The organism is Pedobacter sp. FW305-3-2-15-E-R2A2 (assembly GCF_038446955.1).
In the GTDB taxonomy this organism is placed as follows: domain Bacteria; phylum Bacteroidota; class Bacteroidia; order Sphingobacteriales; family Sphingobacteriaceae; genus Pedobacter.
This window is the reverse complement of sequence record NZ_CP151803.1, coordinates 4,719,057-4,744,318: the sequence shown is the minus strand read 5'-3', so window position 1 is coordinate 4,744,318 and position 25,262 is coordinate 4,719,057. Positions and strand designations below refer to the sequence as shown.

Annotated in this window: 18 protein-coding genes and 1 tRNA gene; 10 read left to right on the top strand and 9 right to left on the bottom strand. The window is 40.3% G+C overall.

Going from position 1 to position 25,262, the window contains the following annotated elements:
* Positions 1-51 precede the first annotated feature (51 nt).
* The 3 genes from AAFF35_RS19145 to AAFF35_RS19135 all read left to right on the top strand — a co-directional run bounded on the left by AAFF35_RS19145 (position 52) and on the right by AAFF35_RS19135 (position 3,109).
* On the top strand, positions 52-585 hold the full coding sequence (locus AAFF35_RS19145) for a low affinity iron permease family protein (protein ID WP_342328138.1): 534 nt from the start codon (positions 52-54) through the stop codon (positions 583-585).
* A 139-nt stretch (positions 586-724) separates the two neighbouring features.
* Positions 725-2,461: a GMC family oxidoreductase gene (locus tag AAFF35_RS19140; protein WP_342328137.1), complete on the top strand. Its 1,737-nt coding sequence runs from the start codon at positions 725-727 to the stop codon at positions 2,459-2,461.
* Between the two features lie 21 nt (positions 2,462-2,482).
* Positions 2,483-3,109 (top strand): gluconate 2-dehydrogenase subunit 3 family protein, encoded by a 627-nt coding sequence (locus tag AAFF35_RS19135; protein ID WP_342328136.1) that lies wholly within the window; start codon positions 2,483-2,485, stop codon positions 3,107-3,109.
* 53 nt (positions 3,110-3,162) lie between these two features.
* Here the strand turns inward: AAFF35_RS19135 and AAFF35_RS19130 are convergent, their stop codons facing one another.
* Together AAFF35_RS19130 and AAFF35_RS19125 are read right to left on the bottom strand one after the other, a co-directional pair.
* Positions 3,163-4,518, bottom strand: coding sequence for an ankyrin repeat domain-containing protein (locus AAFF35_RS19130; protein ID WP_342328135.1), 1,356 nt, complete (start codon positions 4,516-4,518; stop codon positions 3,163-3,165).
* A gap of 9 nt (positions 4,519-4,527) precedes the next feature.
* Positions 4,528-5,718, bottom strand: a complete 1,191-nt coding sequence (locus AAFF35_RS19125; protein ID WP_342328134.1) for an ankyrin repeat domain-containing protein — start codon at positions 5,716-5,718, stop codon at positions 4,528-4,530.
* A 158-nt stretch (positions 5,719-5,876) separates the two neighbouring features.
* Between AAFF35_RS19125 and AAFF35_RS19120 the strand changes: the two genes are divergently transcribed.
* The 4 genes from AAFF35_RS19120 to AAFF35_RS19105 all read left to right on the top strand — a co-directional run bounded on the left by AAFF35_RS19120 (position 5,877) and on the right by AAFF35_RS19105 (position 11,630).
* On the top strand, positions 5,877-6,269 hold the full coding sequence (locus AAFF35_RS19120) for a hypothetical protein (RefSeq protein ID WP_342328133.1): 393 nt from the start codon (positions 5,877-5,879) through the stop codon (positions 6,267-6,269).
* Between the two features lie 63 nt (positions 6,270-6,332).
* Positions 6,333-6,530: a hypothetical protein gene (locus AAFF35_RS19115; protein WP_342328132.1), complete on the top strand. Its 198-nt coding sequence runs from the start codon at positions 6,333-6,335 to the stop codon at positions 6,528-6,530.
* 539 nt (positions 6,531-7,069) lie between these two features.
* A complete protein-coding gene (locus AAFF35_RS19110; protein WP_342328131.1) occupies positions 7,070-10,531 on the top strand; it encodes a hypothetical protein in 3,462 nt (1,153 codons plus the stop codon).
* Between the two features lie 34 nt (positions 10,532-10,565).
* Entirely contained in the window at positions 10,566-11,630 is a 1,065-nt protein-coding gene (locus AAFF35_RS19105) for a hypothetical protein (protein ID WP_342328130.1), read from the top strand.
* A gap of 254 nt (positions 11,631-11,884) precedes the next feature.
* Here the strand turns inward: AAFF35_RS19105 and AAFF35_RS19100 are convergent, their stop codons facing one another.
* On the bottom strand, positions 11,885-14,074 hold the full coding sequence (locus AAFF35_RS19100; protein ID WP_342328129.1) for an alpha-galactosidase: 2,190 nt from the start codon (positions 14,072-14,074) through the stop codon (positions 11,885-11,887).
* Positions 14,075-14,235: 161 nt separating this feature from the next.
* On the opposite strand from AAFF35_RS19100, the gene AAFF35_RS19095 reads away from it, so the two are divergent.
* Positions 14,236-15,546 (top strand): hypothetical protein, encoded by a 1,311-nt coding sequence (locus tag AAFF35_RS19095; protein ID WP_342328128.1) that lies wholly within the window; start codon positions 14,236-14,238, stop codon positions 15,544-15,546.
* 129 nt (positions 15,547-15,675) lie between these two features.
* Here AAFF35_RS19095 and AAFF35_RS19090 read toward each other — a convergent pair whose 3' ends face one another.
* The 4 genes from AAFF35_RS19090 to AAFF35_RS19075 all read right to left on the bottom strand — a co-directional run bounded on the left by AAFF35_RS19090 (position 15,676) and on the right by AAFF35_RS19075 (position 21,243).
* Positions 15,676-18,258, bottom strand: a complete 2,583-nt coding sequence (locus AAFF35_RS19090) for a TonB-dependent receptor (RefSeq protein ID WP_342328127.1) — start codon at positions 18,256-18,258, stop codon at positions 15,676-15,678.
* A 458-nt stretch (positions 18,259-18,716) separates the two neighbouring features.
* A complete protein-coding gene (locus AAFF35_RS19085) occupies positions 18,717-19,628 on the bottom strand; it encodes an aromatic alcohol reductase (RefSeq protein ID WP_342328126.1) in 912 nt (303 codons plus the stop codon).
* 79 nt (positions 19,629-19,707) lie between these two features.
* Positions 19,708-20,604, bottom strand: a complete 897-nt coding sequence (locus tag AAFF35_RS19080) for a helix-turn-helix transcriptional regulator (protein WP_342328125.1) — start codon at positions 20,602-20,604, stop codon at positions 19,708-19,710.
* Positions 20,605-20,640: 36 nt separating this feature from the next.
* Positions 20,641-21,243 (bottom strand): FMN-dependent NADH-azoreductase, encoded by a 603-nt coding sequence (locus tag AAFF35_RS19075; RefSeq protein WP_342328124.1) that lies wholly within the window; start codon positions 21,241-21,243, stop codon positions 20,641-20,643.
* Between the two features lie 122 nt (positions 21,244-21,365).
* Here AAFF35_RS19075 and AAFF35_RS19070 point away from each other — a divergent pair, with 122 nt between their 5' ends.
* The gene (locus AAFF35_RS19070; RefSeq protein WP_342328123.1) at positions 21,366-21,743 is read left to right on the top strand and encodes a helix-turn-helix domain-containing protein; all 378 of its coding nucleotides are present in this window, start codon (positions 21,366-21,368) and stop codon (positions 21,741-21,743) included.
* 763 nt (positions 21,744-22,506) lie between these two features.
* Positions 22,507-23,481 (top strand): alpha/beta hydrolase, encoded by a 975-nt coding sequence (locus tag AAFF35_RS19065; RefSeq protein WP_342328122.1) that lies wholly within the window; start codon positions 22,507-22,509, stop codon positions 23,479-23,481.
* A gap of 486 nt (positions 23,482-23,967) precedes the next feature.
* Here AAFF35_RS19065 and AAFF35_RS19060 read toward each other — a convergent pair.
* Together AAFF35_RS19060 and AAFF35_RS19055 are read right to left on the bottom strand one after the other, a co-directional pair.
* A tRNA-Ser gene (locus tag AAFF35_RS19060) sits at positions 23,968-24,054 on the bottom strand.
* Positions 24,055-24,207: 153 nt separating this feature from the next.
* Entirely contained in the window at positions 24,208-25,152 is a 945-nt protein-coding gene (locus AAFF35_RS19055) for a bifunctional helix-turn-helix transcriptional regulator/GNAT family N-acetyltransferase (protein WP_342328121.1), read from the bottom strand.
* Between the last annotated feature and the right edge of the window lie 110 nt (positions 25,153-25,262).

Here is a 25,262-nt window from a genome sequence, read left to right as displayed (position 1 = left end):
TGTGGTTAAGTAACAAATAAACTAAACATCATAGTCGAAAAATATATACTGATGAAAAAGAATACTGAGAATTTTTTTGAAAAGATTTCTACCAGGATTACCAATTGGACCGGAAGCCCTGTCGCCTTTGGAGTTGCTTTTTTTATAGTGATGGCCTGGGTACTTTCCGGACCAATTTTTAATTATTCTGATACCTGGCAACTGGTGATCAATACCGGAACTACGATCATTACGTTTTTGATGGTCTTCCTGATTCAGAAAAGTCAGAATAAAGATTCCAAAGCGATTCAACTTAAGCTAAATGAACTGATTGCTGCAAGCAGACACGCCAGTAACCGGATGGTTGACATTGAGGACCTGACCGAGGCCGAGTTGGATGTTCTTCATAAATATTATCAAAAGATCTCAGACATTTCTGAAGCAGATGAAGACATTCATAAATCTCATTCTATCGATGCTGCGGAAGATCTCCAGCAGGAAAAATCAAAGCGGAGCGCGATCACAAAGACCCGAAAACATGGCTCAGATACAGAAAAATCCGAATCTAAAACTATAAAACCCCTTTCTAAAACGAGAAAGTCGTGATCTGAATGAGGACAGACGTCTGTATTTTTTTGTTTACATAAATGCAATCCTGCTTATTAAGAATCATTCTTGATTTAGCTATTTGCATATTTAGTAATATTTTTATTAATATTAGATCATCAACCATTCAACCAAATATATGAGTGAATTTCAAATCAAGAAATCGTCTGCCGTCTATGATGTCGTTATCGTAGGGTCGGGAGCAGGCGGAGGTATGGCCGGATATGTATTGGCCAATGCCGGGCAAAAAGTGCTGATGCTGGAAGCTGGTGCTTATTTCGACCCACGTATCGACGCACAACAGTTAAAATGGCCATGGGAATCTCCCAGACGTGGCGCATCAACCACCAGACCCTTTGGAGATTTTGATGCCTCTTATGGAGGTTGGGAATTAGACGGGGAGCCTTATACCCAGAAATCAGGAACTGAATTTGCCTGGTTCCGGTCAAGAATGCTTGGTGGAAGAACCAACCACTGGGGAAGAATTTCTTTGAGAATGGGTCCTTTGGATTTCAAATGTAAGGATGGACTAACCGACGACTGGCCTATTACGTATGATGAGCTAAAACCTTTTTATGATAAGGTAGACCGTCTTATTGGAGTTTATGGTACTGTCGAAGGGATCGAAAATGAACCGGATGGGATCTTCCTTCCTCCTCCAAAACCAAGGCTCAACGAACTGTTCATTAAGAAAGCCGGATTAAAGACCGGAGTGAAGGTAATCCCGGGCAGGGGATCTGTTTTGACAGAAGCATTGCCGGGAAATAAAGACCGTGCTCCTTGTTTTTACTGCGGACAATGCGGACGCAGCTGTAAAGTTTACGGAGATTTCTCTTCTTCTTCCTGCCTGGTGATCCCGGCGGTAAAAACAGGAAACCTGACGGTAATTACCAATGCCATGGTGAGAGAAGTCCTGACCGATAAAAATGGTTTGGCTACAGGCGTATCTTATATCAATAAAAAAGACGGAATGGAATACCAGGTGAACGCTAAAACCGTCATCCTTGGTGCCAGTGCCTGTGAATCTGCAAGGATTCTGCTGAACTCGAAATCTGCAGCCCACCCAGGTGGATTGGCCAATGGCAGTGGTATCGTAGGCAAATATTTACACGATTCAACCGGAGCGAGTTTAGGAGGCTTTCTGCCTCAATTAATGGATCGTAAGCGCTATAATGAAGATGGTGTGGGCAGTGTCCATATCTATTCTCCATGGTGGCTGGACAATAAAAAACTGGATTTCCCCCGCGGTTACCATATTGAATACTGGGGTGGAATGGGCATGCCGGCCTATGGATTTGGTGGTGGTACTGCCAAGCTAAACGGAATGGTGCCTGGAAGAGATGGCAAGATGAAAGAAGCAGGTGGTTATGGTGCTTCTTTAAAAGATGATTACAGACGCTTTTATGGTACATCGGTAGGAATGGCCGGCAGGGGAACTGCCATCGCCAGAGAAAGCAATTATTGCGAGATAGATCCTAAAGTGGTGGATAAATACGGAATTCCGGTATTGAGGTTTAACTATAAATGGGCCGACGAGGAAATCAAACAGGCGAAACACATGCAGGAAACTTTCCAATCCATGATGCATGCAATGGGCGCGATCATTACTTCAGATATTCCGGGAGCAGATACCAATTATGGTTTGGAAGCACCGGGTAAAATTATCCATGAGGTAGGGACGATCAGAATGGGAGATGATCCTAAGAAATCAGCCTTGAATAAATGGTGTCAGGCACATGAATGTAAAAATCTGTTCGTTGTGGATGCTGCGCCTTTCGTACAACAAGGAGATAAAAATGCCACATGGACGATTCTTGCCCTCTCTATGAGGACTGCCGAATACATTCTGGAGCAAAAGAAAAAACAAAATATTTAAGCTGTTTAAAACAAAGAAATTATGAACAGACGTGAATCACTGAAAGTCCTCGGAATTACCACCATTAGTACTGCGGTATTGTTGGATGCCTGCAAGCCCGGCGAGGATAAAAAAGTAGCGGAAACTCCGGAAGGAAGCACCCCGGAAGCAGGAAGAGAAGAATGGGAGATTGAAAGAGATAAAAAATTAAAAGCAGAAAAGTTCTTTACGGCACATGAAATGGCCAGTATTGCCCTTCTGGCGGACATCATCATTCCTAAAGATGATAAATCCGGAAGTGCGACGGATGCGAAAGTGCCGGAATTTATTGAGTTTATTGTGAAAGACATGCCGGAACATCAGACCCCAATGAGGGGAGGACTGAGATGGCTGGACCTGCAATGCCTGAACCGCTATGAAAAGTCTTTCAAGGACACTTCCTATGCGCAGAAGATAGAAATGATCGATCAGATTGCTTATCCTAAGAAAGCAAAACCAGGAATGGAGCAAGGGGTAGCCTTCTTCAACCTGATGAGAAACCTTACCGCTTCGGGGTTCTTTACCAGCGAAATAGGCGTAAAGGATATCGGTTATGTTGGTAACGTTCCCAATAAATGGGAAGGGGTGCCTGCAGATGTACTGAAGCAGTACGGAATGGAAGGCGTTTAAAAACGATTATTTTATGAAAAATAGGTATCGGATGATCCGATACCTATTTTTTTTTATCCTTTAAGGACCTTCTGTTTTTCGGTATCAAACTCTTCCTGACTCAGAATACCGGCGTCCAGTAAGTCCTTAAGGTCCAGAAGTGCCTGTTTCTTGATGGCCATCTGGTTTTCCGGAGCCGTACCACCTGAGGCGGTAGCTGTTGTTGCCTGTGCTGTCGGAATCGGAGCAGCAGCAATGTCTTTAGGGCTATACTTTAAAAGTGCTTCCGTAATTTCATTATATCCTTTTATATTGGAATAATCTATCGCTTTCTGTTCTTTAACGTTTACTATAGAAGGATCTGCATGATTTTCCAGCAGAAGTTTAACAATGTCTTTTTTGCCATTGGCAGCAGCATAATGTAATGCCGTATTTCCACTTTCATCAACGATGTTAATAGAAGCGCCATTTTCTATCAATAGCTTAACGAGGCTAAGGTGGCCTTTCTTTACAGCCACATGAAGTAAGGTTTCGCCACCATAACTGTAGCTGTTGTCTAGTGTGAAACTGCTGTCTAAAGAGATGTTCGTGGCACTTTCTACCCAATCAAGGTAAGTGTTCATGGATTCGTCTGCACCGGATAATGGCTTGCTAAAATTGACATCCAGTCCATTTTGCAAAAATAAGCTGACAATTTCTTTCTGGTTATTGCTGCAGGCATACCAGATCGGAGAAAGTCCGTTTTTGGTAGAAACCTTTATATCGGCACCGCGTTGTACCAGGAGTTTGATCAGCATGTTATTGCCCTGATAGCAGGCGAATAACAATGGCGTTTCTCCTCCATGATTGACATGGTTGATTTCTGCGGAATGGTCCAGCAACAACTCCACTATTGCATTGTTTTTTGAGTTTACTGCATAGATCAGCGGGCTGTTTCCAGCTTTGTCTGTGGTATTGGGATCCGCACCCAGTTCCAGCAGTCTTTGCACGATTTCCTTATTTCTAAGGCCTGAAGCGAGCAGTAAAGGTGTTTCTGCTTCGTTATTTTGGATTTCAACTTCCAGTCCTTTTTGTATCAATTGATTGAGTACTTCAATCTGCGCGGTTTTTGCCGTCAGATGCAGGAGGCTATTGCCCTGCAGGTCATTGATGTTGACTTTTGCGCCCTGATCTATTAAATAAATAGCGGTCTGTTTTTGTTTTTGTACACAGGCAAAGAAGAGTGGTGTTTCTCCATTGTGATCCTCGTAATTGATATCAGTTCCGGCTTCAACCAATGATTTTACAATGTCCAGGTAGCCCTGATAAGCCGCATAATGTAAGACTGTTCTTCCCTTCTCATCGGTATAGGCGACATCGACTTCATTGTTTTTAAGCAGTATTTCTGCAATCTTTCTTTTGCCTGCCTCGCAGGCAATTATAAATGACATTGACATTCTTTAGGATTTTTGGTTGGCAAGCAGTATTTCTACTGTTTTTGATTTTAGGTTGTCATTTGAAGCCAGAGACATAGCAGTTTCGTCCTTTCGGTTGGTCAGGTTGGTGTCAGCGCCCTTTTCAATAAGGAGTTTCACTTTTTTATAGGTGTCTTTTGCCGCTTCTTTATCATAATTGACATTGAACGCACATACATAATGTAAGAGCGTATTTCCATCTTCATCTTGTGTATTGATGTCTACCAGGTCCATATTCAGGATGGCTTCCAGGATTTCGAATTGTTTTTCTGCAGCGACTTCCAGTGGTGTTTTTCCCTGACCATACCAGGTGGAACGTTCTAAAAGATTGGCCCCGTCCTCTAAAAGTCTGACCAGAAAAGCGACAGTATCCCGATCAGATCTGTAGATTCTTCTCATGAATTCGAAGAACATGGTTACACCTTCCTTATTTAGCTGGTCAAATTCAGGGCTATCATATTCCCGGAGCTTAAGGTACAATTTCAGATCTGCCTTATGAACTATGGTCCAAAAGAATGCAGACTCGCCTGATTTGTCCTGGTGATTGGGATCGGCGCCATTTTGCAGCAGTAAGTCCAGATATGCTGGTTTATTAAATTCTATTGCTTCTATCAGCGGTGTTTTGTCGACAATATCTTTTGCATTTACATCCAGGCCTTCTTCAATAAGAAATTGAACATAGGCCAATGATTTCTCCGGTTTGATTCTTCCGTTTTTTATCACTGCATGCAGGAAAGTAGTCTCGTAGTTGTTCTTATAATTCAGGTCAAGACCGGCTTCAACGAATTTTTTGATCAGCCATAGTTCTGCCCCTTCTTCAAAAGCATAGCTCAGTAAAGTTTGGTCGGCCACCTCATCTTTTAGGTTTTCCATTTGCCCGAGAAGGTCGTCTAGAAACTGAATGGATTCTTCGTCTTCTTTAAGGTTGGTAATGATGCTTGCAAAAATGGATTTCTTGAAGGAATCGTACTCATAAACATCTGTTCCGATAAGTTTTTGGGAGATGAGCACAGGGACAAGGTCAAAGGCTTTATGGCTGATAATCTGATCCAGAATCTGCGTATGATAATATTCATTGAGGTCAGAAGTAAGGTTTTTATCATTCTCTAGCAGCAGTTTCGCTTCCTGGAAGTTGTTTTGTCTGAATGCTTGTAATAAAGCGGTAGTATCTGGCATATCTATAAATACGTAATTTTTTATAGGGTATCAAAAATCAGGCCGTATCAGCGGAATATTTGGCCCCGTTGATTCGCATCACCTCAACTGAAATGCACCGGGAATGGATGGGTTATTTGTAGGAAGCTGATCATAAAAGTGTTAACTTTGAAATAGGAATGAAAAATGAACCATTAACCCATAGGAAGAAACTACCGTCAGGCTTTTTGCTGACGGTAATTTTACTGTTGAGCTTTTTTATGCTCAGCGGGAATGTGGGTTTTTCTGCGATTCCGGCCCAAAAAACTCCAACCGAGGTTCTGGCTCGCTTCAGGCCGCTTACCCTCGCCGGAATTAATTATTATGATAATGCTGTTGTATTAAAAAAGCTACATTTTCCTTGTTTTGATAAAAGCCAGGTAAATGTCTTGTTTTTCCATCAAAAAATGGCGCTGATCCAACTTAATCAGCTGAAGCAAAAGACCCTTTTGATTGTTCCTGTAACTTCTTTCTACCGGCCTAAGATGATTTCCCAAGGGCTGGATGAAGATGATTTTTCTTTAATGGGATAAAATTATCCCTGATGCCGGACCCGGCATTAAAAAGTTTATCAGCTTCATTTTATTCATTAAAACATGAGATACTTCAAAAAGGCATGGAGGCTGTTGTGCCTTGTGCTACTGGTTGCACTAGCCGTAACAGGGATCGGCCTGGGCGGCGGAGTTCCTATACCTGCCAGCAACAGAAAAGAGAACCCTATCGAAATCACTGTAGAACTACCCGAATCAAAAGAAGACGCTACGGAGGTTGAACAATTTTTTAGGAAAGTGTAAAAGAGAATAAGGTTATAGAATGAAAGAAAGCGTTTTTTTGCTAAAAATGAACGCTTTCTTTTTAACGCAGCTTCCAGGCAGGCTATTCTACTGCTTCCTAAAAACAGGTAGAATTACGTATGAAACTTTTTGATTCATTATTTATATTTGATCAATGTCTTGCTTCATCCCGGCCGGACAAATGGTTTCCGAAAGGCAAACCTATTTTTTGTGGCCTGAAAACCCGAAAAATATATAAGCTTTATTCCCTCATAAAACAGCACATTCTGCGTTGTGAAATGATCAATAGCTGACCGGTGGTTGGTAACTGAACAGAAATATACAAAAATTTTCAAATTAACCGCTCTCATGGATACCCGAAAATTCGCCCATTCAGCTTCCGGCTGGAATACAGCCTGCAGGTCTTTTTCTTCTTTAATTATCTATCCTTTAATAAGTACATGCATTCCGGCTTTACCGACTTGTTTAGGCTATTCTGAGCATAATGAACAATTGCGCCTAAGGTGCGCCTTAAAAAAGTAATTCTAAAACTAAAGCAGATGAACACCTCACAAACGCCTCAGGGATTGTCCTTTGCCATAAACAGCCAGGATCAGAACAATACAATTTACATTACCAACGACCCATTGGTAAACAAACTTACTTTTACGATAGATACCAATGTTAGCCATACTGTTTTTACTCCCGGTAGTCTGGTGGATCCGGATGATGTTGCCAGTACCAAAGCTTCTCTGATCTATCTTGATTTAAGCCCGCTGCAGATTCCTCTTAAAGACTTTAATCAAATTGTTTGCAAGGCGACAGGTTGGGAATTTCAGCATTTTACAAATAGCATCATTGGGATGGCTCCCCTTGCGGAGCTAAGCATCAACGCGTCATCACCATCGGTGGAAATCAGCATCAGGAATCTGATCTTGTCAAACCCGCCATCCGGTTCCAATGTTAATCTTTGGGTCCGGTATTTCCATGTCAGCCCTATAAGTTATCAGAATATTCCTAGTGTGACTTACTTTAAAGTCTCCTTACTGAATGCACCGGAAGATAAAAAGGACCTGCATGAAGCGATAGATTGTGTGCTTGCCTCCCCATCTTTTATTGTAAATACGATAGACGGATATCCCCAGGTGAAGAACAATATTACTTTTGCATTTAAGCCAGGTGCAAATCCAGTTCCTGTAATTGCTGATGCAAATACCACCTTTACCCTTAGTTTTGTATATGCGCCTTCTGAGCCGGGTTGCGGGGCCTTAACCAGTCCTCAATCTGCATTGGATTACATTAAGGTTCAGCAGCAGGACAATGGATCTGTATGGGCCATCACGCCCAATAATGATGCAGAAAATCCGGGCTGGATACTGCAGCCACCCAGTCAGAAACCCATAATAGGTATTGATGCATTGGTTTCCTTCGACGTGGATGACATCATTACCAGGTTTGAACTTGGTTCGACCTTAATGCATGTTCAATACCATAATGTCCCCGGATATAACGACGGGGCTTACAGTATTGTCTTAAATAAAATCCCTCATGTATCGATCACTTCGCTGGAAATTTCACCTAATCCTTCAGTAATCGTCGATGGAACGGCATCTGTTGAGCTCTCCTGGACTGCCAAAGATTACACCTCACTGATGCTGATGCCTTTTTATGAGGATGTGACGCAATTGAATACCTATACCGCTACGTTGGAAAAGTCGGAAATCATCACCCTTGTGGCCACAGGTCCCGGGAGCAGTGCCAATCAGGCCATTTCCAGGGCTACTGCCGATGTATTGCCGGTGATCAATGCTTTTGGTGTAACGCCATCCGAAATTTATTACCATGATTATCCTCATAATTCCAGATTTTTCTGGGATGTAGCAACGAATGAGACGGTGTTGCTGGTAGATGACAGTTCCGGAAATACCGAAATTGTGCCTGCTAAAGGTGCTAAGGTGGTTACTTCCAGTTCAGCTGGAATGTGGTCATTGATTCCTCAGGATAGCGTCAATCCCCATACGCTTGCCCGTCATGTATTGATTCGTTCTTTTAAGATAGAAGCACAAGCCAATGACTGCGGGTTTAATCCTCTGGCGGCAGTCGCTTCTCCTTCAGCAGCCTTTATTGCAGTACTAAATAATACAGCGAATGTCCTAAGTCTGCGAAACCCACTTGATTTTAGTGAGTATGCAACCGCGATTCCGACAGGGGCAGGTCCGGTAGATCAGGTTTTTTCCTATGACGGGCAGTATCTGTTTGTATTAAATAGCGGAGGTTCTGTTACCATTGTTAAAATTGAATGGAAAGACAGCACTGGAATTTATAATTTTTCTGTACTTCAAACGATAGCTATTGAAGGAACACCGGCACGGATAGCCATTTCAAACGACGATAAATACATTTTCGTGACGACCAATCTGATTGGTTCAGGAAAGCTGATTGTTATTGAGAATAAAGCCGGGGATATGTTTGGCGTTAAGCAGGACATCGCGATTACGCAAAATCCTTCAGGAATAGGGCTCGACCCTTGCGGATTGAATGTCTATGTGGCCATGACCGGCGATAATAGCATTGCAGTTATAGGATACAGCGGCATCGACCAGGAATTTAAATACAACAGAAGTATTGGAGGGTTACCCGCTCATCCGGTAGACATCGCAGTGGGAGATCCTCATGGGGGAACCTTGCTCGTGGTTTGTGAGGAAAGTAATGTGCTGGTGGCATTGAATGCAACAGACGATGGTACCTCTCCGGGACAGCACATTGAAATCAGTGGGGCGCCTGTCAGGATTGCTGTAACTCCCAACAGGGCCTATGCTTTTGTGGTCAGCAACGGCTCAAATACGGCTACACTGATTAGTTGTTATTCCGGAGCTGGAAATTGTAAAATCATGGAAAGTGAGGTACCTACGGGAGCGAAACCAGTTTCTGTGACTATGGCTTGCGATGGCACTGCGGCATATGTTTCAAATTCTGATCAGAGTGTGACAAACTTTAACCTGATCAATTATCAACTGCGAAATACTCCGGTAAACGTTGGGAAACAGCCCACAGATGTGGTTGTTTCTGCTGATGGAAAGTTCGCGGTGAGCTGGCATAATGTTTTGTTCATCAGTAATCAACCAACCTATACAAAAGGGATTTTTATTTATGAAACCGATTCCGGAACGGTTTCCACACGGTTGGAAACACAAGATATCATTAAGTGTGTCTTTTCTCCATCCGGGACTTCGGAAGATATGTATGTGATCCAACAGGATGAGCAGGAAATCACCGTCATGGAAACAGGAGGTTTTACTGTAAAATCTACGATTCCAATACCTGCAGGACCAGGCGGAGTAGCACGTTTTCCAATAGAACTGGGGATGTCTGCAGATTGCTTAAACCTGTATGTGATCAGCAAAGATACCAGCGGAAAATACTATTTTCTTGCCTATACCTGCAATGAGACTCAAGGTAGCTATAAGCTGAAGACTGACCTGACTTTATTTACTTCTTCCGCCTCAAATCACATTATTATGCAATATACACCTGATGGTAATTATGTCTTCGTTGGAACTGGATCAGACAAAAAGATACTGACCCTCCAGCTCAGCAGTAATGGGTTGTATAGCTTAAATTCAAACCAGATCAATATGGATCTTCTAGCCCGTACGATGGTGGTCTCGCCAGACAACAATACGCTTTATGTGGTGCTGCAAGAAAATATGAAGTCTTCCATAGTTGTTGTGAACATCAAAGACCTGAAATCAGAAGAATACCAGTTTCCGGCAACGTATGCCACACTGATCAATTTTCAGCAGGGGGTGATTTCTCAGGACGGCAAAAGAATTTTTATTACAGATGCAAACATCGCCGGGATAAGGGTATTGAGTACAACAACCTTGCGTTTGATACAGACCCTTTCCTGGGAGCAGAATATACAGTATCCAATGGGTATTGCCATGCGGCGGGACGATTCCAGATTATTCATCGCTGGTTTTTTCAGCGGCAATATGGCAATGATCAATCAAATCAGTTAATATTTTCATTTATCAATTTTAAACAAATTAGCGCATGAGTTACAATGGTTTTTTTATCAGAGATTATGTTGGCGAACCAATTAATGGTTCAAACTCCTCAAACTGGACGAATTCTCCGGACATTATTTGTACCGGACCAATACCATTATCCGATCCGAAGGTAGTGTCGGATGTCAACAGCTATAAGCAAGGTATACCGCAGGCAAATACACAAACGCCATTGACCAATAACTGGGTGTATTTGCGTGGACTAAACCCGCAATCCGGTCAATTGAAAACTACGCTTTACCTGTATTATGTAGATACCTCTATTGTGCTTTGGCCTCAGAACTGGAAGACGGCAGGTATTGTTGTTGCCGGTAAACAGCAAAACTGGCAAACATTAGACGCGCCCGCCAATACGGATAATGACGGAATTGCAGGTACAATTACTCCTTTTGGTTGGACCCCACCACGCCAGGGCATACATTATTGTCTTGTTGCCTGGGCTGAAAATGGTGATGGTCAATTGATCCCGCCGGATCTTGGGAGTATTGGCAGTGTTTCTGATATGGCAAAATTCATCGTTTCTCATCCTAATGTAGGCTGGAAAAACACAGTGGAGGTCGACGCCACACAACCGACTATGCAGGGAGTAGCCTCCGTAATCGGAGCGCCTGATGGGGGACAATTGATGGTAGGACTACAATGTGTGGATATTCCTACCGACGGTTATATTCAGTTTTCTGTACCCGGACCTGACCAGGACAATACGATCTATTTTCCTAAAACTAAAGTGGCAAAACCTAACTACGGACAAACATTTCTAGTCAATTATCCTCCCGGTTTTGAGACTTCATTAAGCTGGACGTATTACAAAGGGGAAACTGAAGTTCCTGATGGGGCGAATATCATTCCTTTTGTCGGGGAATGGGGCTCTAGTGATGAGTTTATTGAACAGGCAAAGGCTGTTGCTCCGGGACATCTGATTGAGGCACATCATCATGGAACACCTCAGGAGTTTTTGGCCAATGGCGATGTTTTTGCCACCTCGTCCAAAGCAACCAGGACGATTATGCTGATCGGATCTGTTCCTTTCAGGATGACCCATAAAAGCTAGTAAAATGAGAAAGCCTGCAGATTTCTATGTTGCAGGCTTTTTCTGGTAATTGCCGACGCCTTTTACTTGGCCATTCCGGTGTGTAGCGGGAGAGGTGATGCTATGGTATTGGAAAGTTGATACAATCATTAAAAATCAAGAAATTAACAATAAACTTCTATCAAACAACAATGCATTATTGAATGAGCAAATAACGTTTATGAAATCTCAGGTTAAACAGGACTAACGGCCGGAGCTAAAAGATATTTGTTTAATTAATGACTGAGTGATGTAACTCTCAGGACCACACTAGTTCTGTTTGCATTGACTTCAGGGTTAAAACCGACTTTCATTAAAAAATCTCCTGAATAGACCTGACTACTATCAATTGGTGATTTTGTACCCGGATATAGGTTGATTTCTTCTATTTGATATTTCTTGGCCGCATCCAGTCCTTTTAGTTTAATCGGTAATATAACGCCGTTTGTAAAAAGCGTAGCTACATGATAATTAAAAACAATAGCCTGATTTTTTGTCTCATTTACATAGGCAATTGAGGTAATTTTGTTTTCATAAGGATCCTGCAACCGGTACTGTTGTCCATGCCAAACGATATCTTTAAAGCTGTTGTACGTTTGAACTGCTTTTTGGCTAAAAAGTAAATCAGTTTTACTCAATTCATTCACCCTGACATCATAGCCCAGCTTGCCCATCATGGCGACATCAGTTTTAAACTTAACCGGCTGTTTTCCCATATCGGTAATGTGGTTGTCTACCGCAATAGAAGGGAAGTAGTAAGAATATTCCCACTGAATAAAAATACGATCGTAAGCATTGGTATTGTCACTTGGCCAAAATTCAGTGAAGTATTTTAAGGAGGCATAGTCCACTCTGGAACCTCCACCCGCACAAAGCATCATTGGTGTTTTCGGATATTTTTTGCGGATTCTTTCCAATACATTGGTTAGTCCTTTCGTGTATTCGATATAGAAATGGTCTTGGTTTTTTAAAGTCGGGGAGTGTGCGTTGTATATTAATGAATTACAATCCCATTTAATGAAGGCAAGTTCAGGCACTTCTTTAAAAATGTCGTCCACCGTTTTAAATATAAAATCCTGAACCTTTGGATTGGTTAAATCCAGTACCAACTGGTTGCGCATGTAGAACTCTTTTCTATCCGGCTGTCTGATGATCCAGTCCGGATGATTTTCATACAATTCACTTTTCGGATTTACCATTTCCGGCTCCAGCCAGATCCCAAATTTAACCTGATTTGCGGTGGCCTCTTTACCTAAAGAACTGATGCCGTTTTTCAGTTTCTTCTTGTTGTATTGCCAATCCCCAAGACCAGCCGAAGAGCCATTTCTTGGGTATTTATTGCCAAACCATCCATCATCCAACAGAAAAACATCTACACCTAGTTTTTTAGTGTCTTTGGTTAGCTGATTTAATTTTTCGTCGTCAAAATCGAAATAGGTAGTTTCCCAGTTGTTTAAAATGGTGGAACGATCTCCTTTTCCATCAAGCAATTGATAATTCCGGGCCCAATCCTGAAGGTTCCTACTGGCTAAACCTTTTCCGGAAGAGGAATAAGTATATACAAAACGAGGAGTGACAAAGTTTTCTCCCGCTTTTAAAGTGTAGTTGGATGAAAAGTTGTTAATTCCTGCAGTGATTCTCAGGTAGTATTCGTCGAAAGTTTCAAAATCGAGCCTGAAATTTCCTGCCCAGGCTAAAGATCCAGCGATAACCTCACCTTGTTCTTCTGTTGCAGGCTGATCAATAGAGACCATAAAAGAAGAAGAGTGCAATAAATTGGTTCTGGTTCCGAGTTTTGAATCAATAGTTTTAATGCCATGCAGCAGTTGTTGTTCTTCTGATCGCATTTCTCTTACCGCGCCACTGTAATGGTTCTTTAAAAAGAACTTCCGGCCACTTAAGGTAAGATTCGCTGATGCATATTTGTTCAATATCACAATACCTTTTTCCTGATGTTTAATCTCTGTCCATTGCTCGATGACGTCCTCTTTAAAATAGGCCAGATAATATAAGTCGACATTGAATTTATACTTAGCGTCCGTTAAATGTACGATGGTGAGTTTTCGGTTATCGTCTAAATGCTTTTCTTCAACTGCAGTAAAAGTAAGTACTGTTGATTTATTGCCATCGCTATGGGTTATACTTAAACCAGGTTCTAAAAGATTTAACGATCCTGAAGCAATATAGGCTTCCCGTTTATTCAACAGGTCATCAGAGCCTGGTTTGTATTTGTCTAAAGGTCTAATACTTTTATATTCCGCAGGACTTTTGAGCTTTTCACCAAAATAGGTTGACCATAAGCTGTTGTCCTGATCTGTTTCTAATACCAGGACGGTCCTTGTCGTTGTAATTTGAATTGTCTTTTGAGCAAAACTATTCGTCGCAAAAGTTAAGGGAAGTAAAAAAAGAAATTTAAATTTTCTCATTGTGGGTTTTAGTTGTGGCTTATTATATTATGTTTGCTCCGTTAGGAAAGTTGTTTCGTAAATTTAGCAGGAAGTATGCCCGTTAAAATAGAATTGGAGTTCCAAAATAGAAACATTGTTTTGTATGGTTAATCCGTTAGTTATTAGTTATATAGAGTTAGATGAGCGATAGGTCTGTACCACCCGGTAACCAATTATACTTTGATGCCCTGGATGGTTGTTGCAAAAAAATCATTGAAAAAATGGGCGATAAGCCTATAACTGATTGGAGAGTTTCAGATTACAACACCCTCAGTAGCCTGCTAGGTCAGCAAACCAAAGTTTATTTGAGCGAAAATACACTCAAGCGTATTTTTGGCAGATTAAAGACATCTGAACGTTACTATCCTCAAATAGCCACGCGAAATGCGCTTGCCCAATTTATAGGTTATCGGGATTGGCAGGAGTTTGAGCTGGTCTACAGAAGTTCACATCCCATCGCAAAAGCAGAAGAACAGTCGAAAGAAGAAGTTAAAGTCGACGAAAAAAAGCCGATACTAAAGAAGTCTGTTTTTAGGTCTCCGGTAATGGTTGGTTTTTCACTGATAGGGGGATTGTTTCTGATCGGTCTTTTCTTTTACTTCAATAAAGAGCGGGGGTTGAATAGCGTGAAATTGATATGCGAGAACCCTTTTGGCAGTGTGCCGCATACTGCGGTTTTCGCTTTAAAGTCTGATCATTCTTTCGATAGGGAGGAGGAATTCAGACTTGATTGCATGGAGGAAGCACTTCCGGCCACCATTACCGGAAATGATAAAATCACCAGGTTCTTCAAAAATCCAGGTGTAGTTTATGTAACCTTATACCATCATGATAAACCTATAGACACTGTATCTGTTTGTTTACAGACTAAGGGCTGGGTAGCGAATACCGGAAATGATACCTCAAGAGCATATCCTATTGCTGATCTAAGGCCACTCGATCCAAAAAATATAGCCGTTTCTGCAGCGCAATTGGATTCTGCCGGACTGGATACCAAAAAGCCTTTTCTGATCGGTTATAGTAATATCCATGCATCTCCTATTAGTGGTGACAATTTTTCTTTCTCTACGAAGGTTTTTGCGGAACAAAACAGGCCGGGTGTGCAATGCATCGAAACCACCATTATTGTTTTAGGAGAAAAAGACCGGCATCTACTCACGCTGTTTAAGGAAAACTGCGTTGCGTTGTCGAGGTATAGCTTTTCTGAATTGAAGGCAGTAGGTTCGGAAGAGTTTTTGGGAAATTTAGCCTTTAATGCTGCAAATGGTGGAGAAATAGGGCTTACCGTTAAAAATAAAGTAGTTACGGTTACATTAAATGGCAAGGAAGCGCTTCGGACAAAATATCAAAAATCAATTGGAAAAGTGATGGGTGTGAAAATTTTATTCAGCGGTATTGGAAAAGCGGTATCCCCTAAGTTGCAGGATTTGAATACTCAGGCACTTTTTTAAGTAAATCATTATTCTTCCTTTCCGGATTGTTTGTTTTTACAGGAGGCGGAAAATTCACCCAGATCCTGATACAGAAAAGCCGCCTCATATTTTGATGAGGCGGTTTTTTACAAGATATTTAAAGCGGTATTAAAAAGAATAGCGCAGTGTAATTCCATAAGTTCTTGGGTCACCAAGTACGCCGGCATATAAACCCGAATTACCCGCTGCAGCCTGCAATTGTTCGTAATAATTTTTATTTGTGATATTTCTAACCCAGCCTAATACCGAGAATTTATCTGACTTAAACCCTAATCTGGCATTAAGCAATGAATACGCATCCACATTTAACACACGTGAAGGTGTTGGATTTGAAGAATATTGCGAGCGGTAGCTGGCATCGGCAGCTATAAAATATCTACCTGCTGTGTTGGCCAGATTGCCCGGATTGCTGAACTCAGCACCACCGGAAACATTCCATTTAGATACGCCTGGTAATCTGCCTCCGGAAGCATCTTTAAACGCTACCTGTGTGGCCACACCATTAACAAGTTCTGTGTGTCCGGTTTCTTCCAGTGGGAGTGGTGCATTTGTGAATTTTTTATATTTGCCGTCAAGATAAGCTACAGCAGCATTTAAAGTTAAGAATCTTCCTAATTGGTAACTTCCATCCACTTCCAGCCCTTTTACATTCACTTTTTCTGCATTGGCAAGATAGCCTCTGTTTACACCTAATTGCGGTGACTGCACATTGGTTTGGTAATCCTTAATGTCTGTATTGAAAGCGCTAACGTTTATCAATGTGCCTTTAAAAGGTCTGGTTTTAACACCTAATTCATAATGTTGAACATATTCTGGTTTTACGATAGCCACAGACAGGTCTGGTTCTCCATTAGAAGTAGTCGGTAAGCCTCCTACATTGACACCAACTGGTTTATAAGCAGTAGAGAAAGTTCCATAAGCATTTAACTTAGTCGTAGGCCGGTACGACAAGGTAATGTTACCTGATAAATTATTATTGTCAACACTGGTATTGAATTTCTGATTGTTATAAACAGCGCTTTTAAGTGCAAGTAAAGCCGCGTCTGATGTTTGAAGTCCACCATAAGTCACCCTGTTGTAATCAACATCTTTTTTGTCATAAGTGTATCTTAAACCAGGTAAAATATGAAGGTGATCCAGAAATTCCCAATCCACCTGTGCAAATACAGCAGTACTTAATGATTTAATGGTTGAATTGGTTCTGATACCATAGCCGTCTAACAAACCTGGCGTTGAGTATAATGCCTGAGCACCGGTATTACTTGTTTGCACAAATCTCCACTGATCTTTACCTACTTCTTCCGTCTGATCTAACCCTTTCAAATTTTGGCTAAGGGCAAATACACCGATTACTGCGCTTACTTTTTCAGCGATGTTACCAGCATATCTAAGCTCCTGAGAATATTGATCATGGCGTGAGTTTCCCTGAGATTTTGTCAATGCAGATAACTCGGAGAAATCCCTGTCGTTTGTAGGATTCCAATTCCAGAATCTCCAGGCAGTAGTTGAAGTAAGTGTTCCATTGCCGATCTTATAATCGACATTTACGGATATGCCTCCAATTGACTGGTCATGTTTCCAGGGCGTATTGGTATTGATTGTTCTGGAAGCAGGGTCAGCTACCGGTTGTTGATAACCTAAATCAGAAACAATTTTGGCATATTGACGGTAGGCGCTTCTTTCGGTTGCCGTAACGCCTGCAATTACCAGTGGGTAACCTGCGGGGTGCTGGATACTTGCATCACCACTTAGCAATACCTGTAGTTTTTCCGAGGGCGTAAAGTATAACTGACCTTTAAAACCGAGGTTGTTTTGACCACTATACCTACGTTCTTCTTTAGTATTGAAAATTGTACCATCGCGCTGAGTACCGGAAATAGATAATCTTGCCGCAAGATTTTTTGCAACAGCTCCTGAAACCGAGGTTTTTGCTTGTAGAAAATTATAGTTTCCAACGCTCAATTCTACTTTTGCACTTGGTGTTTGAGTTGGTTTTGCAGTAGTGATGTTAAATGCACCTGCAGTCGTATTCTTGCCAAACAATGTTCCTTGTGGGCCACGTAATATTTCTATTCGTTCAATGTCAAGGAAATCGGTAGAAGTAGCGGCGGGACGGGCCTGGTAAACTCCATCTACATAAAAGCCCACTCCGGGGTCAATACCATCGTTTGTCAGGCCAAAAGTTGAACCCAATCCTCTGATATTAAGTGTTGTATTTCTGGCATTTGAGGCATACAACTGTACAGAAGGAACCAGTTCTTTTAAACGATTAACGTTAAAAGCACCTGCATTTTCTGCCGCTTGTCCTCCGATTACAGTAATTGCGATGGGTACATCCTGAAGGACTTCTGAACGTCTTCTTGACGTTACAACGATCTCATCAAGTAGTTCACTTTCAATCAGCACGAGTTCGAAAGGTGTATCCTGAAGCTTTAAAATTTGAAAATCCTGAGACTTGTAGCCAATAGAGCTGACCCGAAGGTAAAATGGAAGATCTTGTCTTGAATCAATACTGAACTTGCCGTCAATATCTGCCATTACCACAATCTTAGTGCCTCTGATCGATACTGTTGCATTTGGTACCGGAGTACCAGTACTACTTTTTATAATACCTGTTATCGGACTTTGAGCAAAAACATAATTTGCCGTAAGTATAAATGAAAGGATAATAAGTAAATGTTTCTTCATCATATTAATATTAAATGGTTTGTGGTTATATGCGACGAGATCTGTCGCGTTATGTTTGTTGCATAGCAAAGCCATAGGGATGTTTTTAGTATCCTGTCGGTTTTAAAAAATGCTATGGGATTTACAGGTGTTTTAGTTTTGTTCAGTGAGGACTGAAAGAAATCAACAACAACAGTTACAATCTAATAGAAAGAGCATTCTTTCTTCAGCTGTTTTTCTTTTCATTTTTATAAAATGCAAGTCTGTTTTCATTGTGTTTTAGATTGTTAAGAGTTGGTTTGATGATACGAAGATAGTATTCTTTTTTGGTATTCAAATAAAATCTATAGATTTTATAGTTTTTATTTGAACAGGTAGTGTAAAGAATGAATGGTCGTGCAGCAGACACCATCATTCATTCCTTTTAAATTACTTGCTTTGTGATGAAAAACAGACTTTTACGCCTTAACTGTTGTTTAATATTACAACATCGAATTAAGCAGATTTTTTCTGATCCAAGTCGCTACATTGACTGTGGGAATATTATTTTGATGGTTAAATGTTTCTAACATCGGCCAGCTAACGCCAGGATTGGTAAATACCAGACGATAGCGACTAAAAACATCTTCAGGATTGTCTTTCAGCTCTTTTTCCAGTTGAGGAATATCTCGTAATTTACGATCGAATTCCGTAGAGAAAAGCCCTTTCAGTTGATTTGCAATCTCTTCAAAAGTCAGCGTATCTCCGGCAATAAAGACCACCTGATCTAATATTTCCGGCTGGTGGAACAAAATTTCAATAGTCAAATTTCCAATATCTTCACAAGAAGTTAAAGTAAGGCTATGCTGCCAGTCTCCCAAAGCACTTACCTTTTTCTCAGCTAGACTGACTACGCCAAAGTCCTCACGAAACAGGAAACTGGTAATCATCCCGGTAGAAACAATAATCCAACGCGTGTTATGTTGTGCCCGAAGTAATGCTCTAACGTCTAGTTGTTCATCAAATGAAGGTTGTGCACTATTACGTCCAATTTTGTCATAATCCACTCCAAATTGCCAGGGAACATATCTTCTAACTCCCGCATCCAGAACTGCTCTTGTAATTTTTACCTGCATTCCATTACCGGTTGAAAATCCGCTGCAACAGATTACGGTATCATACTTTTTAAAAACAGCAATTAAATTTTGAATACTTTCGTTAACCAGGTCAAGAGATTCCACCCTTATATTTACAAACCTCGAATTGTTTTTGACTTTGGCAATACTGTCTGCTAAAGGCTGTACAAGAACACCTATTTGTAGTTGCGGTTCATGGTTTGCCTGATAATCATATAAGCTATTTAACATCGCAAGTCCAACTTCGCCTGCTCCAATAATTAAAAATGATTTTTCCATTGCTTAATTTTTATTTGCAAAGCTAGATCAGGAAGGGACGAAATCCGGTACAAAAATCCGGTGTATAATTACAAAAAAACTACGCGTCTCTATATTCAAGAGGTGTGCGACCGGTTTGCTTTTTATAAAAATTTTGGAAATGAGATGTTTCCTGAAAATGAAGGTTCCAGGCAATTTCTTTTACGCTGTATGTCGTGTGTTTTAGTAAAACATTTGCTTCCTCAATAATCCGTTCGTGAATATGTGTCTGTGTAGTTTTTCCGGTAACTTTTTTTATCGCTTTATTCAGCTGATCTACGGAAGTAAATAATAATTGTGCAAAATAAGCAGGAGATTTATCTTCCAGAGGCATCTCTTTGCTGATATTAAAAAAAGCTTTTCCCAGTATTTTAAAGAAGCGGTCTTCCAGACTTTCCTCTTGAGTCTGAATAAATTCAAGTAGGTTTATATTTAATTTCTGGGTATAATGGATCACATCAAAAACCCTGTTTCGAATCAATTCTTCCTTAAAGAGATAATCAGATTTATATTCATTTTCTATCTCATTGAAAATCCGCAATAATTCCGCGTATTGCTCATTATTTAGGGATTGTGTATAGATATTTCTATCTTTAAAAAGAGGCCAGTTACTCAAAGATAATTTACTTGTTCCACGGAGGAAACTTTCACTGCAGACACAATATTTGCCATCGAAAGTTTTGTCGGTGGTTTCAAAACTGAATCTAATCATTGGATCCGTAAATACGATTGTGTTTCCTGAAACAGGAGTTTTATGGGGGCCAGAATGATAAACCGCTTCACCCTGAAGCAAAGCGATTTTATAAAATGGTTTCCGCTGAAATCGCCCGCATGCCAACAAATCTTTCTGAAGGTCTTCCCACAATAGAAAATCAAAATGCCCGGAAAAGCTGTTCTTTTCCGAAAACGCTCTATTAACATAATGATCGTAAAAAATATTGATGTCGGTATTGTACATTCAAAGAGATTATTGTTGAAGATACAAAGTTAGATTTTAATCTACCTTTATGCTATGAATTGCTTTCTCCATTGCGTGTTCTTTTACTTCAGGCACTTTTAGTCCTTCAGCACGGAATACGGTCAGATCTGTCATGCCTAAGAAACCAAGGAAGGCCTTCAAATAAGGTGCAACAAAGTCATTGGCTTTACCCGGACCTTGTGAATAAACACCACCGGACGACATTGCCACATAAACTTTTTTTCCTGTTACTTTTCCAACAGGACCATTTTCACCATATCCAAAAGTTATTCCTGCCCTGGTAATATGATCAATCCAGGCCTTTAATACCGTAGGGATCGTAAAGTTGATCAGCGGTGCACCAATTACAACGATGTCTGCAGCCAATAACTGTTTAACCATCTCATCAGAAAGGCGAATGGATTCTTTTTCTTCTTCAGTCAGCTGATCTCCGGGAATAAAGAAGGTACGAAGCACAGTGGGATTCAGATGCGGAATGTCCATGTCGACCAGGTTTAATTCTTCCAATGTACTACCTGGATACTTGTCCTGAACTTTTTCGACAATAGCGTTTCCCAGCTTAATGCTGTACGACTCTTTACCTTGTATGCTTGATTTTAAATGAAGGATGTGTTTCATAATAAATTTACTTGTTTTTAATCTTATCAATTAAAAGCAAAAATATGGTTGTCAGGTGATCAAAAGTTGCTACTTACCCAAAGGAAAGCGGTTACATTCAGGTAAGTGACTATCTTTGCTTTATGAAAATCATTGTAAATGAGGTGCTTCCTGATCATGAAGAATGTGCTGGCTCGCTCAAAAACGTAATTGACGCACTGTATGTTATTAATGGGAAATGGAAACTGGCTGTGATTCTTTGTCTGGTGCAATCATCAAAGCGTTTTAACGAGATTCAGCAGGAAGTTACTGGCATATCTCCCAAGGTGTTAGCCAAAGAACTGAAAGATCTGGAATTGAATGACTTTATCACCCGTAAGGTTTATCCAACCACTCCGGTGAGTATTATTTATGAAGCGACTGTATATAGCAGAACCTTAAAAAATGTGATAGCTGAACTAAGTGCCTGGGGTGAACAGCATAGGGAAAAAGTTAAGCAAAGCATGCGAAAACAATCCTGAGCGCGAAAATAAGCCCAACTACTCACCGATTATGTCAGAACATTTGGTCTTGATCCGAAATTGGTGCTGATTTTTGCATTACTGTTAAACAAAAAAACCTTTAAATCATAGATTTAAAGGTTTTTTTGTATGGTTTTGATGACCATGCTGCGGAGAGTGGGGGAGCTGTACCCACGGTTAAAATCCCGCTTTAAAGTATTGTATCGAGGGGTAGAGATTGGTGACTCACCGAATCACTCACCGATCTTAATATTTTTTATAGCTGCAAATGCTGTATAATAAATTTAGGTATAAATATTTTAAAACAAAAATTTTCTCCAACATGATAGGTCGCAGAAATTTTATGCTCAGAAAGTTTGTCTTTTGGACATAATTCATTAAAAACTAATAGAGTGTTTTCCTAAAAAAAAATAACTTTAATCATTATGGGAAGACCAAAAAAACAATCCCCGAAAATTTTATCAAGGATGTACGTCGCAGTACCCGAAGAATCTTCACTGCAGAATAGAAATTTTGATCGTGATGCAAGCGCTACGTGCAGAGAATTCTATCGCCGAGATCTGTCGTAAGCACAGTATTAACTTAATACAAATTTACAGAAATTTTTATTAAGTAGTAGCAATGAAAGCGCAAGAACTAAGAGCAGGAGTAATCGCAGTATTTTTTATAAATTTGTATGATCTTATAATTGGCATAGGTTGACCGAAAACACTGGCATCAACATTCCGAAATGCCCAAGTGATTAAATATTGAAGCTGTAACCTTGCAAAATAATACCGAAATTAAAAAAATGGATAAAAACCGTCCTTCGCTCATAATGAGAATATCAAAAATATTTTTTAAAACAATCATAGGAATTGTAGCCATAATCGCTATCCTACTCATCACGACATTCCTGATTCATCAAGTCAATTCAAGCATCGAAGCTGATAAAATTGAAGATTATGGTCAAAAAATAAAAATTTTTGACGGTACAATGAATATTACAATAGAGGGCCATGATCCAGACACGGTTGTGTTACTCACCGGATTTGGAACGGCAAGCCCAAGATTAGATTTTGAACCATTAATCAGAGAATTAGACAAAAAGTATACAGTGATCACGATTGAACCTTTTGGTTATGGATTGAGTAGTGAAACAAATCGTGAACGCAGTTTGAATAATATGTCGGAAGAAATCCATGAAGTTGTGAAACAATTAAATCTTAATCGTTTTATATTAATGGGGCATTCCATTGCTGGGCTTTACAGCTTAGCATACATTAACAATTATCCAGGTAAAGCAATCGCATTTGTAGGTATTGATACCAGTGTGCCAACACAACCTTGGCCGGGTTATAATTCGGCACCTATGGATTTTTTAGCCAAAGTAGGTGTAATGCGTGCATTTTTAAAGTTTTTTGGAAATGAAAAACCTAAAGAAGAATCAGAAGTACACCGTTTTGAACAAGAACATATGATTACGATGAAAGTAACCGGAAACAATACTTTGCACAGAGAAGCAACTTCATTGAGTAATAGTTTTAAAGATGCTCAAAAATTATCTTTCCCGAAGGATTTACCGGTTTTATTATTTGCAGACGAAAACTCAGCTGTCAAAGGCTGGACAGAACTGCATCAAGCGCAAGCCAACAGCGTGGATAAGGGAAAACTAATCTTATTGCCTGGTTCTCATTATCTACATCATACACAATCTAAACGAATTGTAGCAGAACTTGAGTCTTTTTTAGGAAAATAAAATAATTGATCCCGTCGTAGCGCTTCATTGTTTGAAGTGTATAATAACAGCAATTAAATGTGTATAACATTCACTACTTGGATGATCTCGGTAAATCACACGAAGAAAAAAGTTCACAGTGATCAAGGTGACATGGCTATTCAGGTCCCCAGGGATCGAGATGGTTCTTTCAACCCAATTATTGTTCCCAAACAACATAACATGATTGACGGGTTGAAAAAGTAATCGTATCGCAGCATGCAAAAGCTATGAGTGTGTCTGATATTGAAAACATGATGCGCGATGTTTAGTATACCTTATCGTTTGGATGGTTGTATATCAAATAGATATACGAAATTCGGTGAGTCATTTCAATTTCCAAAACTACTCACCGAATCGCTCACCTACAGGATGGGAAACGGTGCATGTTTTGGGTACCTCTAAAATGCAAAAAGCCTGCTATCGTATGATTTGCAGGCTTTTTGTATGGCTTTGATCACCATTTAGCGGAGAGTGGGGGATTCGAACCCGCGGACCCTTTGACAAGTCAACAGTTTTCAAGACTGCCGCAATCGACCACTCTGCCAACTCTCCGGCGCAAAAGTACAAATCCTAATTGGTTTTCCAAATAAAGATTGAAATATTTTAAAATATTTTGTAAAACTGCCTTTTTCTAGCCTTTAAGGGCAAAAACAACTTGTTTTTCTATTGCGATGATCTTCTTTTTAATGATTTTCTATACTGATTTTAAAAGATAAGCTCCATTTGGATATTACATCGTTCATACGGAGAAGGAATTCCTGTGACTTTTTTGAAACCCAGCTTGTGATAAAGGTTGATTGCCGGTTTCAAAATGGTATTACTTTCCAGGTATAATCTTTTAGCTCCTTCTTCTTTTGCTTTCTGAATTAATGCATTGCCTAACATAAAGCCAATTCCTTTTCCTTTTGCTTCATCTGATACCGCCATCTTGGCCAGTTCAAAGGTATTGTTGTCCATTTTGATCAACGAGCAGGTGCCTATAGGGCTTCCCTGATAGCGTGCAATGAAAATAAAGCCTCCTTTATCCAGTATGTATTCTTTAGGATGGTCCAGCGACTTAAAATCGGCTTCTTCCATTTTAAAATAGGTGGTGATCCAATCCTGATTCAGCTTTTTAAATGCCTGCTGATAGCTGTCATTGTAGGGTACGATCTCTACAGCCTTGCTTTCTCTCAATTTCTTTTCTTCTTCTACTCTTTTTAACATGCTCTTCTGACCAAGTAAAAACTCCCATTCTTCGATGGCTTTCCACAGGTTATACTGACTTTCACCAAGCATATTTTCAACCGCAGAATTTACATCCTCAAATTGGATCTTGGCGCTTTCTTTAATTGCAAGTCCTTTGGCTGTAAGTTTTACGAAGTTTTTACGTGCATCGTCTTTACCCGGACTTTCTTTTGCTATTTTTTGTTTCACCATTTCTTTAACAATGGTGCTTACTGAGGGGTGGGAGTGACCGATCTCCTGTGCGATTTGCGTGATGGACTTTTCAGCTCCGCCAGAAAGTGCATAAACTACAGGAAACCATTTTGCCTGCAGTTCGATTCCGTATAATGCATAAATTTCCCCTGCCTGATCCATCATCAATTCGCTTAATCTGCGGAGGCGACTTCCAATCGCCATCTTCCCAACGGTATTATAAATGTTCATCTATATATTTAATTACGTAATCAATTACGTAAATGTAGTTATAGTTTTTAATAATCAAATAGCTGGCCTTGTTTTTTGACAATTCCACGGTAATATCACCCGGGAAATTG